The sequence below is a fragment of the Cellulomonas sp. HD19AZ1 genome, assembly GCF_004535805.1.
Taxonomy (GTDB): Bacteria; Actinomycetota; Actinomycetes; order Actinomycetales; family Cellulomonadaceae; genus Cellulomonas; species Cellulomonas iranensis.
On sequence record NZ_SPHX01000002.1, the window covers coordinates 405,899 to 418,778 of the forward strand.

The 12,880-nt window shown below is 74.5% G+C and carries 10 protein-coding genes, 2 tRNA genes and 1 other RNA gene; 8 read left to right on the plus strand and 5 right to left on the minus strand.

Annotated elements, in window-relative coordinates; genetic code table 11:
• Nucleotides 1-164: 164 nt before the first annotated feature.
• The gene (locus E4A51_RS05370) at nt 165-1,175 is read left to right on the plus strand and encodes an NADP-dependent oxidoreductase (protein WP_070318389.1); all 1,011 of its coding nucleotides are present in this window, start codon (nt 165-167) and stop codon (nt 1,173-1,175) included.
• Nucleotides 1,176-1,367: 192 nt separating this feature from the next.
• The gene (locus E4A51_RS05375) at nt 1,368-2,333 is read left to right on the plus strand and encodes a GGDEF domain-containing protein (RefSeq protein WP_134851073.1); all 966 of its coding nucleotides are present in this window, start codon (nt 1,368-1,370) and stop codon (nt 2,331-2,333) included.
• A 25-nt stretch (nt 2,334-2,358) separates the two neighbouring features.
• Here E4A51_RS05375 and E4A51_RS05380 read toward each other — a convergent pair whose 3' ends face one another.
• A complete protein-coding gene (locus E4A51_RS05380) occupies nt 2,359-3,573 on the minus strand; it encodes an amidohydrolase family protein (RefSeq protein ID WP_206119949.1) in 1,215 nt (404 codons plus the stop codon).
• A 551-nt stretch (nt 3,574-4,124) separates the two neighbouring features.
• Between E4A51_RS05380 and E4A51_RS05385 the strand changes: the two genes are divergently transcribed.
• From E4A51_RS05385 to E4A51_RS05395, 3 genes are all read left to right on the plus strand, one after another.
• Nucleotides 4,125-4,196, plus strand: a tRNA-Arg gene (locus E4A51_RS05385).
• A 5-nt stretch (nt 4,197-4,201) separates the two neighbouring features.
• A tRNA-Asp gene (locus E4A51_RS05390) sits at nt 4,202-4,273 on the plus strand.
• A gap of 23 nt (nt 4,274-4,296) precedes the next feature.
• On the plus strand, nt 4,297-6,657 hold the full coding sequence (locus E4A51_RS05395) for a hypothetical protein (protein WP_134851074.1): 2,361 nt from the start codon (nt 4,297-4,299) through the stop codon (nt 6,655-6,657).
• A gap of 360 nt (nt 6,658-7,017) precedes the next feature.
• Here E4A51_RS05395 and ssrA read toward each other — a convergent pair.
• Nucleotides 7,018-7,384, minus strand: a transfer-messenger RNA (tmRNA) gene (gene ssrA / locus E4A51_RS05400).
• Nucleotides 7,385-7,588: 204 nt separating this feature from the next.
• Here ssrA and E4A51_RS05405 point away from each other — a divergent pair.
• On the plus strand, nt 7,589-8,272 hold the full coding sequence (locus E4A51_RS05405; RefSeq protein ID WP_134851075.1) for a hypothetical protein: 684 nt from the start codon (nt 7,589-7,591) through the stop codon (nt 8,270-8,272).
• Between the two features lie 99 nt (nt 8,273-8,371).
• Here the strand turns inward: E4A51_RS05405 and E4A51_RS05410 are convergent, their stop codons facing one another.
• Entirely contained in the window at nt 8,372-8,977 is a 606-nt protein-coding gene (locus E4A51_RS05410) for a hypothetical protein (RefSeq protein WP_134851076.1), read from the minus strand.
• 126 nt (nt 8,978-9,103) lie between these two features.
• Here E4A51_RS05410 and E4A51_RS05415 point away from each other — a divergent pair, with 126 nt between their 5' ends.
• On the plus strand, nt 9,104-10,165 hold the full coding sequence (locus E4A51_RS05415) for an ATP-dependent DNA ligase (RefSeq protein WP_134851077.1): 1,062 nt from the start codon (nt 9,104-9,106) through the stop codon (nt 10,163-10,165).
• Nucleotides 10,166-10,224: 59 nt separating this feature from the next.
• Here E4A51_RS05415 and E4A51_RS05420 read toward each other — a convergent pair whose 3' ends face one another.
• Both E4A51_RS05420 and E4A51_RS05425 read right to left on the minus strand, forming a co-directional pair.
• A complete protein-coding gene (locus tag E4A51_RS05420) occupies nt 10,225-10,995 on the minus strand; it encodes a YwiC-like family protein (protein WP_134851078.1) in 771 nt (256 codons plus the stop codon).
• 69 nt (nt 10,996-11,064) lie between these two features.
• Complete coding sequence (locus tag E4A51_RS05425) at nt 11,065-11,298, minus strand: DUF6480 family protein (RefSeq protein WP_134851079.1); 234 nt, start codon at nt 11,296-11,298, stop codon at nt 11,065-11,067.
• A 220-nt stretch (nt 11,299-11,518) separates the two neighbouring features.
• Here E4A51_RS05425 and E4A51_RS05430 point away from each other — a divergent pair, with 220 nt between their 5' ends.
• Complete coding sequence (locus E4A51_RS05430) at nt 11,519-12,868, plus strand: NAD(P)/FAD-dependent oxidoreductase (protein WP_134851080.1); 1,350 nt, start codon at nt 11,519-11,521, stop codon at nt 12,866-12,868.
• Nucleotides 12,869-12,880: the final 12 nt, after the last annotated feature.

Consider the following 12,880-nt stretch of genomic DNA (forward strand, 5'->3'; position numbering starts at 1 on the left):
GCCAGCTTGCAGACCGACCGGTCCACTATATAGTGGACCGGTCAGTTCAGAACTGGTGGTGCGAGCGCGCGCCCGTCGACCCGACCCCCGCGCACCCCGCAGCGTCCGGGCCACCGCCCGCGACGCGCCCGCTCCGCGCCACCGGCACAGCATCGGAGCACCGCATGTTCGTCAGCACCCAGATCCAGCTCGCCGCCCGCCCGCAGGGCTGGCCGACCCACGACGACTTCCGCACCGTGCAGGTCACGCACGGCCCGCTGCAGGACGGCGAGGTCCGCGTCCGCAACGCGTTCGTCTCGGTCGACCCCTACATGCGCGGCCGCATGAACGACACCCGCAGCTACGTCGCGCCGTACGCGCTCGGCGAGACCGTCACGGGCGGTGCCGTCGGCCGGGTCGTCGAGTCCGCCGACCCGTCGCTGCCCGTCGGCACCGCCGTGCTGCACCAGCACGGCTGGAGCGACGCCGTGCAGGCCCCCGCCTCGACGTTCCGCGCCGTCGCCGAGATCCCCGGCGTGCCGCTCTCGGTGCACCTGCACGTGCTCGGCATGACCGGCCTCACCGCCTACGTCGGGCTCACCGCGATCGCCGGCCTGCGCGAGGGCGACACGGTGTTCGTGTCCGGCGCGGCCGGTGCCGTCGGGTCGAGCGTCGGGCAGATCGCCAAGCTCCTCGGCGCGGGCCGCGTCATCGGGTCCGCCGGCAGCGCCGAGAAGGTCGACGCGCTGACGTCGCGCTACGGCTACGACGTCGCGTTCAACTACAAGGACGGCGACGTGCGCGGCCAGCTCGCCGCCGCCGCACCCGACGGCATCGACGTGTTCTTCGACAACGTGGGCGGCGACCACCTCGAGGCCGCGCTCGACGCCTTCAACGACGGCGGCCGCGCCGCGCTGTGCGGCGCCATCTCCGGCTACAACACGACCACCCGCGCCCCGGGGCCGGACAACCTCGCGAACGTCATCACGCGCGGCCTCACGCTCCAGGGCTTCACGCTCGCCGGGTACCTGCACCTCGCGCCCGAGTTCACGCAGGCCATGACCGGCTGGTTCGGCGCCGGCACGATCGCCTACGACGAGACGGTCGTCGACGGCATCGAGCACACCGTCGACGCGTTCCTCGACATGATGCGCGGCGCCAACACCGGCAAGATGCTCGTCCGCGTCGACGGCTGAGCCCGCACGAGTCGAGGACCGGGACCGCGCGACACGACGCGCGACGGCCCGACCGACGGAGGCCCGCACCCGCCCGGGTGCGGGCCTCCCGCGCGCGGTCGTGGCGCGCGAGCGCGGCAGGCACCCGCCCGGTGCGCGGTCTCACCCGTCCGGCGCCGTCACACCGCGGCGCGCCGGACTCATAATCCGAGCATGGGTCTGGTCGACGAGTCGATGCCGCGGCTGCACGGCGGCCGCGGCCTGCTCGCGGTCATGTTCGGCGTCATGGCCGTGATCGTGCTCGTCGCGCTCGGCTGGTCCGTGAACCCGCAGGCGTCGGTGGTGCCGTGGGTCACGGTCGCGGCGCTGCTCGCGGCGCTGTCGGGGCTGACGCTGGTGCTGCCCGACCGCCGGTGGACGCAGCCCGCGCTCCTCGCGACCGGCATGGTCGGGCTGGGCGTGCTCGTGGCGTGCTGCCGCACCGCCGAGGGCATGATCTCGGTGTCGCTCGGCCTCATCACCGCGGCGCAGCTCGCCGCGTTCGCCTTCCCCGCGCGGCAGGCCGTGCCGCTGGTCGGCTTCGCGCTCGCCGTGACCACGGTCGGCATGGGCAACGCGGCAGCGCCGTTCCACCCGATGTCCTGGGTGTCCGTGATGGTCGTGACCGTCGCGTCGACGTCGCTGCTGGGCTACGTGACGCACTGGTTGCGGCACCACGCCACGACCGACGACCTCACCGGCGCGCTGACGCGCCGCACGCTGTTCGCCCGCGTGGGCGTCCTGCTGCGGCACGCCCGGCGCTCGGGTGCGCCCCTGGCGCTCGTGTCGGCAGACGTCGACGACTTCAAGGGCGTCAACGACACGCGCGGCCACCACGCGGGCGACGAGGTCCTGGCCTCGCTCGTGGCGACGTGGCGCTCGGCGCTCCGGGGGTCCGCGGCCGTCATCGGGCGCACGGGTGGCGACGAGTTCGTCGTCGCGCTCCCCGGGTACGACGAGGCGCGCGCCTCGGCGTGGGTCGAGCGCACGCGCGCGGACTCCCCCGCCCCGTGGAGCGCGGGGATCGCCGTCGCGACCCCCGACGACACGGTGCCGGACCTGCTGCGCCGCGCCGACGCGGCGCTCTACGCGACGAAGCACGCCCGGCCCGGCGCGCCGCGCGAGCAGCACCCGGCGTGAGGCGCACGCTCGCTCGTGCGGGTCGTCACTCCCACGGTCGCGCGGCGAGCGCGGCCAGGTCGACCACGCGCCCGCCGGCGACCACGACGGCGCGGGGCACCCTCCGGACCAGCGCGTCCATCGGGTTCTCCGCGTCGAGCAGCACGACGTCCGCGCGCGCGCCGGGCACCAGGTCGTGCACCTCGTCGGTCACGAACGGCGCGCCGTCGCGAGTCGCGATCTCGACGACCCGGCGCAGGTCCTCGTCCCGCACCACGCCGCCGGCGCGCGCGTACTGCCACGCGATGCCGAGCAGGTCGCCGTCGCCGTAGGGGCTCCACAGGTCCCGGATGCCGTCGGTGCCGAACCCGAACCGCACCCCGGTCGCGTCCATCTCCGCCAGCGGGAGCTGCCGCATCCGCACCGGTGCGACGGTGGTCATCGTGACGCCGAGCGCCCCCATCCGGTCGAGCAGGTCACGACGCCGCGCCGCGTCGACGTCGACGACCGCGAACCCGTGCGCGACGTTGACCTTGCCTGGCGCGATCCCGTCGCGCTCCACGCGTTCGAGGATCAGCTCGATCTCGAACGCGCCCAGGTCGCCGGGCTCGTGCAGGTGGATGTCCAGCCCGCAGCCGTGCTCCGCGGCGATCCGGAACAGCCCGTCGAGCTGCCCCACCGGGTCCCGGTCGATCAGCGCCGGGTCGAGGCCGCCGACGTGCTCCGCACCCGCGGCGGCGGCCCGGTCCAGCAGCTCCAGCACGCCCGGCCGGCGCAGCACGCCGTCCTGCGGGAACGCCACGACGGTCAGCTCGATCGCGCCGTCCAGCGCGGCAGCCGCCTCGCGCACCGCGTCGATGCCACGCAGCCCCACCCCGAGGTCGACGTCGACGTGGGTCCGCACGCGCGTGGTGCCGGTGCGCAGGTACTCGCGCAGCACGCGCTCGGCGACCGGCGCGCTCGGGATGCCGAGCTCGTCACGGCGGGCCCGCTCGTGCGCGATCCGCCCCTGCGTGCCGCCCTCGCCGGCGTAGGACTGCCACGGCAGACCCCACCAGCTCTTGTCGGCGTGCGCGTGGGTGTTCACCAGGCCGGGCAGCGCGAGCAGCCCGCGCCCGTCGACGACCTCGGCCTCCGTCGTCGTCCCGTCCTGCGTGGGCCGGACCCAGACGATGCGGTCCCCTGCGACGCCCACGTCGGACGGGTCACCGCCCCACGGCCGCACGTCCCGGATGATCAGCGTCGCGTCGTCGTGTGCCACCGGACCATCGTGCCAGCGGGGTGACGGTGCCCCGCGCGACGCGTGCAGCCGCGGTGTCGCCGGCCGGGCCTACCGCGGCGCGGAACGGGGCCCGGACGCACGACGAGCCCGCCGTCGCCGGCGGGCTCGTCGTCTGCTCGCTTCCTGGACCGCTGCTCGTCCACGAAAGAACGTGAGCGAGAGCGTCATGGTGGGGTGGTGGCGGAATGATGTTGCCCACGGTGATCCTCGTCGACGACGAACAGGTGGCAGACGACCAGGTCCTGGTCGGGCCCGATCTGCACGAGCGCGCTTGAGAGTCGACGGGTCTCATGCATGTCGTCGACAGCAAGTTCATCCACAGAACCGCATGGATCTCGCCCTACGACGCCCCGGCGACGTAGGTCGACGAGCGCCGCGCCACTGACGGTCGAGCGCACAGAACGCCGTCCGCCCACCATTCTCCACACGACCCGCATGGCATCTCAGGGCGATCCGGACGCCCGGCCGATCCGCGACCTGAATCGGCGTGACGTGCCCAGCGCGAGCATCTACCGTGGCGTCGCACGCTGCATGGAGTGGATCAATGGCAGATCGCCCGGCTCCGGACCGGGAGGGTGCAGGTTCGAATCCTGCCTCCATGTCTCGTCCTGGAGTAGCTCACCGGAAGAGCACCCGGCTGTCACCCGGGAGGGTGCGAGTTCGACTCTCGCCTTCAGGTCCCTTTCCCGTTCGAGGAGTCTCATGCACGACGAGCCTCAGGCCGAAGCCTCGCCTTGGTACGCGGCAGGTCGACTACGGGCCGCCCTGCGCACGGCGGCCACGAGCAAGGACGCCGCCACGCGGGCCCGCGCCACGGCCAGAGCTGACCGCTGGCGCGCGGTGCTCGACGGAATGGCAGGCGGCGAGCTGGGGGTCGGCTCGCGTACGCCTGTGGCGGGCATGCCCGCCTGGGTCACCCTGGAGGTCGTGACCGGCGGCTTCGCGACCGGACGCCTGCTGGCTGAGCAACCACTCGACGAAGCGGAGACGTCGCGACTCGCCGCGTTGCCTCCAGGACCCGGTTCGACGTCGCGCGAGCGGCTGAACTTCTGGTACCTCAGCGACGCCGGACAGTCGGAGCTGCTGGCCGCACTGGCACATGACCGCTACCGCATCGACCTTCCCGAGCACGCGGCGCTCGCCGTGATCGCCCTCCTGGTCGATCACGGGAACGTCGAGGCCGCACTGGACCTCTTGGCAGAGATCGGCCCGTTCCTGAGTCGGCTGCGGTTCACCCCCCATCTCACCGAGCGGGCGGTGCCCACCGGAACCGGTGTCCACCTGGAGACCGTCGGGGCGATCCGGTCGGGGCTGCGGTCGTCCACGCCCCCGGCGCAGATCGTCGCGATGCGAGAGACGCTCACGCTGTGGGACCCGCTGTACGACGACCTCGTCGCGCTGTGGGCCGCGACTGTCGATGGCGAACTGCCACGCCTCGTCGACGGCGACGGCACCACCCGCGTGGAGGGTGGCTGGCCGGCCAGACGGTACCCGGACGACTGGGCGGTGCGGCGCGCGGCGTGGCTGGCCCGCTACGTCGAGACGGTCGAGCGGGCCGCGGTGTCGAGCCGGCACCAGCACTCCAAGAGCAACTTCAGCAGGCTCCGTCGCGCGCTCGCGGCGGCCGGGGACGACGGCGCCGGCCTCTCCGGCCGCGACGTGGGTTGGGTTCGTCGGGCGTTGGCCAACACGATCACCCGGCACGGCGCGCCGGGCAGTGAGGCGCGCGCGGCGCTGCGTGCGGTGCAGGCCGTGGTTGCGGCTCGGCCGACGCACGCCGCTCTGGCGCACCTCGTGGCGAACCGACTCGACCAGTTCCCGGCCGAGAGCGGCCTGCCCGACCTTGATCGGGTCGTCGCGGCCATCTCCCGTGCGGAGGAGCCGGCGCTCTCTGAAGATGCACCTGTGCCGCCCTCCGTGGTGCGGAAGGTCAGCCGTGCCCTCGAGGCGCCCGTCGAGGAGCTCATCGCCCGCGGGGTCATCGGCTCCGGTGAGGTGCTCGCCACGGTCCTGCCTCAGGTGACGGCTCCGTACGTGTCGGCGGGCATCGCCGACCCGGTGCTCGCAGGTCTGCATGCGCGCACCTACTCGGCGTTCCGGCGTCGGCGCAGCCTGCTGCTGCTGGACCTCGAGCACCAGGTGAGCTTTGACGAGGTGCCGTGGGTCGCCGCGGTGTCTGGCTTCCGCGACCGCAGCAGCTCGTCGAGACCCGCTCGGCAGGCCCTGACCAGATCAGTCCTGCTCGCGCTGGACTCATTCCCGGAGACGATCCTGCCCAACCCGCTGGTGCGTGAGCTCGGCGCGCTCGCAAGCGTGGCCGACGTGCGCCTTGCACTGGTCGACGAGGTCGCAGCGGACATCTTCATGGGGACCTTCACAACGAAGTGGCGGACCGCTGCCCGCGCGGCGAGCGAGGGCCTGCACGGATCGCTCTACGCCCGCTACTACGACCTGCCGGGCCCGGAGACCTGGGCGGCTGCTCCTCCGCCGAGCGGCTGGGCGCGGAAGGCTCGCAGGCGCTGGGGCAAGGAGACGGCTGACGACTTCGCCACGCTGTGCCGCACGCGGGCACGCGAGGCGGGCGCCGTCGGCCGCTCGTGGAGCGTGGCGGCGAACGGGGCAGTGCTCGAGCAGAGCCAGATCCTGACGACCCACAATCTCGCGGTCCTGACCTTCGCGCTCGACCTGGAGCCGACGCTTCGCGAACGTGCCCCCGAGCTGGCCGAGCGGGTGTTCTCCTGGATGCTCCACGCACACGCGCACCTCCCGGACCAGCACCACGCCGCGCTGCAGGCCGTCAAGAACATCGCCTACGGGTGGCGCCAGGCGATCTACCTCCTGAGCTTCTGCGACGAGCCGTCCCAGGCCTCGGCGGTGCGACGGCTCCACGACGCGACGGCCACCGGCAACGCCTCGCAGCTGCGGCCGGTCGTCGACGGCCTGGCGCACGTGCTCGCCGGCGGCCGCTTCGACGAGCTCGGAGTCGCCGAGGGCGGCACGGGACGACGGCTGCTCGGCTGGTCCGTCGGTGGACACTGGCTGGTGCCGCCCAGGGGCGCCTGATCCCGTGAGTGAAGGACCCGCCTCCCACCCGCGACGTCCGCGAGCACGGCGACCAGGCCGTCGCGTGGGGTGACGACGTCGCCTCGACTCGCCTCAGAAGTCGACCGCCCCTGTGCGCCCGACGCCGTCCGCGGAACAGGAGCGCCTGCCGCCGGAGCCGGTCGACAACGGGTGCGCGCACCTCACCGGGAGCAGGCGGAGGCGACCGAGGAGACGAACCCGGCCGACCACCGCAGGCGACCGGCGTGAGCATGCGAACGGCCCTGCACCCGTCGAGGGTACAGGGCCGTTCGTCATTCGCTGCTTGCAGCCGCGACACACGATGTGCAAAGACATCGCGCGCAGCCTGCAAACACCTCGTGGTGGAGGTGGCGGGAATCGAACCCGCGTCCGATGACGTGGGACCAGGGCTTCTCCGGGTGCAGTCCGCAGTAGATTTTCTCAGCCCCCACGATCACGCGGACAAGACGTGGACGGGCTCAGTCGGCTAAGAGTCCCGCCCGCCCCACCGACGAGGACGGACAGCAGTGGCTCTCTAGATGACGCCGGGAACTAGACCGAGAGCATGTCTAGGCCGACGGACTTCGAGGCTCGCTCAGGCGGCGAGGGCGAAGTCGGTGCGCTTGGAATCGGCACCTATGAGTCGCACGGAGCGTTTACGAGATAACCGTGCATCCTCGACCCGCTTCACCTGGCTCGACGATCACCGTCGAAACCGATCACCCCCATGGGTGTGTTCAGTTGTCAAGCAGTCGCCGCACGCACCCGGGGGGCGCGTCCGACGAGGTCAAGCCTACGTCACAACCACCGGGGCGTCTCCGTGATTCCCGCGGGCGAGGGCCGCCCGGACCGCCCTGGCCACCTGCGCGGTCGTGTCCCGCGTGGTGGAGCACCCCTGTCGCGTCGTGGCGGGCCTCCCTACCATCGGGCCATGGCGACCGGAGACGACCTCACCACTCCCCCCGGCACCCCGACGGACGGCGTCGCGCTCGCCGCCAGCGCGCGGCAGGCGACGACGTACCGGAGCCGGAACCTCGGCATGCTGATCCTGCTCGCCGCGATCGGCGTCGGCGCGTTCGCGGTGGCGGCGCTGGCGTTCCGCGGTCCCACCGGTGGGCCCGGCGCCGGGTGGTTCATGCTCGCCGTCGGGGTCCTGTTCCTGCTGTTCGTGGTGCTCCGCGGCCGGCGCGTGGCGACCGCGGCCGGAGAGACGACGAGGCCGCCCTTCGTCACCGCCGGGCCGTCCGGGCTGCGCACGCGCGACGGCGTCGAGCTGGCGTGGGAGGAGCTGTCCCGGGTGATCGTCGTGCTCCGTGCCAAGAAGCAGGCGGACAGCCACGCGCGGGGGAACACGCAGGTGGGCCAGCAGGTCGCCGCGGCCGCGCAGAACGCCGAAGGGCTGACCGGCCGGATCGAGCTCGAGGCCCGCGACGCGGCGCTGCTCCGGTCCCGGCTCGCCGCGACGGGGTCGCCCGCGGCGACCGTGAAGGGCGCCAAGCTCGTGCTGCCCTTCCGCCTCGTCGCGGAGGACGCCTACCCCGCGTTCTCGCAGACGCTCCACCGGTACGGCCAGGCGCACGGGGTGGGTGTCGTCGAGCGCAGCGAGTCGTACTAGCCGGTTCGAGCTCCCGCCCCACGGGGCCGCGCGACCTGCGCCCGACGACGGCCCTGCACCGGGCCGGGAAGCGGCCCCGGTGCGTGCGCCCGGGTGAGCTCAGGAGCCCTCGGACGACCCGCCGTCGCCCTGCCCGCCGGGCAGCGCGTCGTCCCCCGCGCCACCGGGCAGCGCGTCGCGCGGCGCGGACGATCCGTCGTCGGAGCCCCGGGGCAGCGCACGGCCGGGCCGGTCACCGCCGTCCAGCAGCCGTCCGTCGCGGTCACCGTCGTGGTCGGGGACGCCCGCGAACGCGCCGGGGCCGCGGTGGTTCCCGACGCCGTGCCCGAACGTGGCGAGGGCGACGCCTCCGCCGCCCACCACGAGGCCGACCAGGAGCGCCGCCGCCGCGAGCACGGCCGCGACGACCGCGCTCACGGTCCGCCGCGGGCGGGCGGGCGCAGCGGGCACGGCCGGCGCGGCACCGGGCACCGCCGGCCCCCCGGCACCTGCGGGCGGCACGTACGCCGGCTGCACGTAGCCGGGCGCGGGCAGCGCGGGCCCACCCGGGGCGGGAGCTCCCGGGCCCGCGTGCCCGGGGGCGCCGGACGACGCGGCGTCCGCGCCGGAGCCACCTGCGCCCGTCGGAGCCCCGGCGCCGGCAGTCGGGTCGGGGTTCGGGTTCGGGTTCGCCGGCGTGCCCGGCGGGGTCGTGCGGTCGTCCATGGTTCCTCCTGTCGGCGCCCCTGCGGCGCCCGCTGACCCCAGGACACCGCACGCTCCCGGACGCGGGCTGGGGCGGACCTCGGCGCCACCTGTGCACGTGTGGGTGGCGTGCCGCACGATGGGCGGATGGACCTGCCGGTGATGCCGCCCGTCGCGCCGATGCTCGCGAAGTCCGTCAAGGAGATCCCGGACGTGGGGCACGTCGAGCCCAAGTGGGACGGGTTCCGCACGATCGTCTTCCGCGACGGCGACGAGGTCGAGCTGGGCAGCCGCAACGAGAAGCCGATGACGCGGTACTTCCCCGAGCTCGTCGAGGCGCTGCGCGCGAACCTGCCGGACCGGTGCGTGGTCGACGGCGAGATCGTGCTGGTCACGGGCGACCGGCTCGACTTCGACGCGCTGCAGCAGCGCATCCACCCCGCGGCGAGCCGCGTGAAGCTGCTGTCCGAGCAGACGCCCGTGTCGTTCGTCGCGTTCGACCTGCTGGCGCTCGGCGACGAGGACCTCACGGGTCGCCCGTTCGCCGAGCGCCGCGCGCTGCTCGTGCAGGCGCTCGCCGACGCGCGCCCGCCCGTGCACGTGACGCCCGCGACCGGTGACCTCGCCGAGGCGCGGCGCTGGTTCGAGCAGTTCGAGGGCGCGGGCCTCGACGGCGTCGTCGCCAAGCCGCTCGACGGCACGTACCAGCCCGACAAGCGCGCGATGTTCAAGATCAAGCACGAGCGCACGGCGGACTGCGTGGTCGCGGGCTTCCGCTGGCACAAGACGGGCGACGTGGTCGGGTCGCTGCTGCTGGGCCTGTGGGCGGACGACGGCCACCTGCAGCACGTCGGCGTGAGCGCGTCGTTCCCCATGGCGCGCCGCCGCACGCTGCTCGACGACCTCGCGCCGTACCGCGACGTCGACCTCGCCGAGCACCCGTGGGGCGGCTGGGCCGACCAGCAGGCGCACGCCGGGCAGCGCATGCCGGGCGCCGTGAGCCGCTGGAACGCGACCAAGGACCTGTCGTTCGTGCCGCTGCGACCCGAGCTGGTCGTCGAGGTGGCCTACGACCACATGGAGGGCGACCGGTTCCGGCACACCGCGCAGTTCCGCCGCTGGCGCCCCGACCGCGACCCGCGCTCGTGCACGTACGCGCAGCTCGACGAGCCCGTGCGGTTCGACCTCGCGGAGATCCTCGGCACCTGACCGGCGCAAGCACCGACTCCTGACCGGCCGTCCGCCGCGCCCGCTGGCGGGCCCGGACGTCACACGGTGAGCAGCAGCGTCGTCGTCACCACGAGCGTCGCGACGACCTCGCCCGCCCCCAGCGGCGCGGGACGCACGTGCGGCCACCGCCACGGCACGACGACGGCCCGCGCGAGCAGCAGCACCGCGACGACCCCGAGCGCGGGGTGCACCCACCACGCGCCGACCGCGAGCGCCGCGTGGTACACGACGGACAGCCGGCGCACGCGCGGGTCGTCGCGGTCGCGGATGAGGCACTTGACGTACGGCACGGTGCCCAGGAAGTACGCGGCGAGCACGGCCGTCGCGGTCCACAGCCGCGCCGGCGCGACGGCCGTGACGCCGAGGCCCGCGGCGACGGGCGCGAGGAGCGCGGCGGCGAGGATCGTCACGGTGTCGTTCCACCACGACCGGTCGGCGCGCCGCAGCGACGCCACGAGGCTCACGCCCAGCAGCACCGCGAACGCCGGCGCCCACAGCAGCAGGCGCGGCGCGGACGCCACGAGCGCGACCAGCAGCGTCGCGCCCGCACCGCCGTACACGACGACCGGGCGCCGGTACCGCGCGCGACGCCCCGAGCGCAGCCAGATCCCCGCGGCGTGGTAGGCCAGGTAGCCGACCAGCCACGCCGCGAGCAGCAGCGCGTGCCGCCACGTCCACCCGCTCAGCGTCGCCCCCACCACGGGCGGCACCACGAGCATCGCCCACGCCCCGTGCTGCCGCGGCACCCACCCCTGCGACGGGCGACGTCGCCGCGTCGGGCGCGGCCGGGCCGTGGTCGGGGCGGTCATCCGGTCACGCTAGCCGCGGCGTCGCGACGGACGTGCGGGACCGTGGTCCCTGGTGCGGCGACCCGTGCGTCAGTCCGCGAGGCCCACCACGTACCCGACGAAGAACAGGCCCACGAGCACCACCGCGACGCCGATGACGGCGTACGCGACCCAGTTCGCGCCGGTCGACCCGGTGCGCGGCTGCCGGTCCGACGCACCCGACGTCGACGACTCCCCCGGCGGCGTGTCCCCGGGCGCGACCGACCCGCCGGGCTCGAGGCCGGGCGTGCTGTCGGGGTCCGGGTCGGGGGTGCTGGCCGTCATGCGGGTCCTCTCGTCGGCGTCCCCTCCACGCTCGCCCGAGGACGCCACGCCGGCAACCTGAACGGCGCCCACGCCCGTGACGGCGCCCACGACGTCCTGCCGCCGCGGGGCGCCGGACGCACCGGGTCCGCGGGGCGTCCGAACCGCCCACCGACGCGCGCCCGGCGCGCGGCGCCCGTAGCGTCGAGGCACGACCCCCGACCGCGACCAGGAGGCCGCCATGACAGCGACGCAGCGCCCGCACGACGTGGTCGTCGTCGGGTCCGGGTTCGGCGGCCTGTTCGCGACGCGAGCGCTCGCGGACGTGCCCGGCGTGCGGGTCACGGTCATCAGCAGCGTCAACCACCATCTCTTCCAGCCCCTGCTCTACCAGGTGGCGACGGGGATCCTGTCGTCGGGCGAGATCGCACCCGCGACGCGCGACGTGCTGCGGCGCCAGCGCAACGCGCGCGTCCTGCTGGGCGTGGTCGAGGACGTCGACCTCGACGCGCGCGAGGTCGTGCACCGCTCACCGCTGGGCGAGGTCCGCACGCGCTACGACTCGCTGGTCGTGGCGGCAGGTGCCGGGCAGTCGTACTTCGGCCGCGACGAGTTCGCCGAGCACGCGCCCGGTCTCAAGAGCCTCGACGACGCGATGGAGGTCCGCGCGCGCGTGCTGGGGGCGTTCGAGCTGGCCGAGCTCACGGACGACCCCGAGGTCGCGGACCGGCTGCTGACGTTCGTCGTGGTCGGCGCCGGGCCGACGGGCGTCGAGATGGCGGGGCAGGTCGCCGAGCTCGCGCACCGCGTGCTGCCCGGGCAGTTCCGCCGCGCCGACCCGGCCCGCGCGCGCGTGCTGCTCGTCGACCCGGTGGAGCACGTGCTGCCCGGGTACCCGGAGCGGCTCGCGTCGGCCGCGGCGCGCGAGCTCGACCGGCTGGGCGTCGAGCTGTGGACGGGCTGGAAGGTCGTCGAGCTCGACGCCCGGTCGGTGACGGTCGAGGACGCCGACGGCCGCCGCCGCGAGATCCCGACGGTGTGCAAGGTGTGGGCGGCGGGTGTCGCGGGCGCGCCGCTCGGGCGCGTGCTCGCCGAGCGGTCGGGCGCCGAGACCGACCGGGCCGGGCGCGTGCGCGTCGCGCCGGACTGCACGCTGCCGGGCCACCCCGAGGTGTTCGTCGTCGGGGACCTCATGAGCCTCGACGACCTGCCGGGCGTCGCGCAGGTCGCGATCCAGAGCGGGCAGCACGCGGCCGGGCAGATCGCGGCGCGCGTGCGCGGCGAGCCGACGGGGCAGCGGTTCGTCTACCGCGACAAGGGCAGCATGGCGACGGTGTCGCGGTTCTTCGCGGTCGCGCAGGTGGGGCCCGTGCGCACCGCGGGCGTGGCCGCGTGGGCGCTGTGGCTCGGCGTGCACCTCGTGTACCTGGTGGGCTTCAAGAACCGGCTGACGACCCTGCTGCACTGGGCGGTGTCGTTCGTCGGGCGGGGCCGCGCCGAGCGCGCGTCGACGTGGCAGCAGGTGGTGGCGCGCAACGTGCTGCGCCGCACGGGCGACGCCGCGCTCGGCGCACGCGACGCGGCCGGCTGACCCCGACCGGCC

Bases quoted from the DNA above. Each gene is read 5' to 3' on its own strand.
- E4A51_RS05375 (WP_134851073.1), top strand. From the start codon at position 1,368: ATGGGTCTGGTCGACGAGTCGATGCCGCGGCTGCACGGCGGCCGCGGC.
- E4A51_RS05395 (WP_134851074.1), top strand. From the start codon at position 4,297: ATGCACGACGAGCCTCAGGCCGAAGCCTCGCCTTGGTACGCGGCAGGT.
- E4A51_RS05425 (WP_134851079.1), bottom strand. From the start codon at position 11,298: ATGACGGCCAGCACCCCCGACCCGGACCCCGACAGCACGCCCGGCCTC.
- E4A51_RS05370 (WP_070318389.1), top strand. From the start codon at position 165: ATGTTCGTCAGCACCCAGATCCAGCTCGCCGCCCGCCCGCAGGGCTGG.
- E4A51_RS05430 (WP_134851080.1), top strand. From the start codon at position 11,519: ATGACAGCGACGCAGCGCCCGCACGACGTGGTCGTCGTCGGGTCCGGG.
- E4A51_RS05420 (WP_134851078.1), bottom strand. From the start codon at position 10,995: ATGACCGCCCCGACCACGGCCCGGCCGCGCCCGACGCGGCGACGTCGC.
- E4A51_RS05415 (WP_134851077.1), top strand. From the start codon at position 9,104: ATGGACCTGCCGGTGATGCCGCCCGTCGCGCCGATGCTCGCGAAGTCC.
- E4A51_RS05410 (WP_134851076.1), bottom strand. From the start codon at position 8,977: ATGGACGACCGCACGACCCCGCCGGGCACGCCGGCGAACCCGAACCCG.
- E4A51_RS05405 (WP_134851075.1), top strand. From the start codon at position 7,589: ATGGCGACCGGAGACGACCTCACCACTCCCCCCGGCACCCCGACGGAC.